The sequence below is a fragment of the Tabrizicola sp. genome (assembly GCF_030694085.1).
GTDB lineage: Bacteria > Pseudomonadota > Alphaproteobacteria > Rhodobacterales > Rhodobacteraceae > Tabrizicola.
This window is the reverse complement of sequence record NZ_JAUXZE010000055.1, coordinates 1-1,068: the sequence shown is the minus strand read 5'-3', so window position 1 is coordinate 1,068 and position 1,068 is coordinate 1. Positions and strand designations below refer to the sequence as shown.

General features: G+C 61.1%; 1 protein-coding gene. It reads left to right on the top strand.

The features are described from left to right. Positions 1-121: 121 nt before the first annotated feature. On the top strand, positions 122-1,068 hold a 947-nt coding region (locus Q8M85_RS13575; RefSeq protein ID WP_371135253.1), incomplete at its 3' end, for a site-specific integrase.

Here is a 1,068-nt window from a genome sequence, read left to right as displayed (position 1 = left end):
TGCCGCGTCCGCGTTATGCAGAGCGCGACGCTTCATGTCGTTGATATGATGTTTCATTTCGGGATCTCCACTTGGCATAATCATGATGCCTCTGCTCTCAACCGCAGAAGGACACCCCGACATGAACTCCCCCTCCAACTCCCACCCCGGCAGCGCAGCCGCCGGGGCTGTCAACGGCCAAGCACTTGTTTCCGGTTATCTTGCGGATAATCCCAACTTGTCTGCTGGCGCGCTCAGCGCCGCCCGGCATTTCCTGAAGTGGGTCACCGATCGGCATATCGCGATCAGGGATCTTGATACTGCTGCGATCGGTCGTTTTGCGCGACACCGCTGCCGGTGCGGCCGCTATAGCGCCGCGCAGTTGCGGGACCCCGCTTACATCATCGAGGTCCGGAGGTTTCTTCGCTATCTGGAAGATACCGGCCATGTGGCCATTTCAGACGAGGTTGCCCGGCTCGGCCCGCATTTGGCCGGCTTTTCCGCGTGCCTTGCTGGCCAAGGCTACGGCAAGGTCACCTACAACTCACGCATGTGCCAGGCGCGGCATTTTGCGGAATGGGCTCTACAGCGACGTATTCCGGCCAGCCATATCGATAACGACCTGATCGAGCAGTTTGCCCATCATAACTGTCAGTGCGGGATCAAGACCAAACGCGGCAAGCGGGTCGAAGGCACCGGCAACGAGGATCGCCGCCGTGGTGCGCGCGCCTTCGTGGCTTTCCTCAGAGAGGAAGGATTGATCCCGGTGGCGGTGGCCGCTGAACTACCTGCCGATCCACGCCTCGCCGATTTTGCCACTTGGCTGCGCCGGGAGCGCGGCGCCACGTCCGAGACGATCAGGCGCTATCAGCAAGAGTTAGGCCGCTGGCTGATGAAGCTTGGATCGGAACCGCAGGGGATCACCGCTGAGGCCGTCCGCTCGATCGTTCTGGATCAAGGCGAGGACCGCTCCCGATCGTCAGTCCGCATGACGATAACAGTCTTGCGCACATTCTTGCGTTTCATGATCGGCGAGGGGTTGTGTGCTCCGTCGCTGCTTCTTGCGGTGCCGTCAGGGGTGCGACGCAG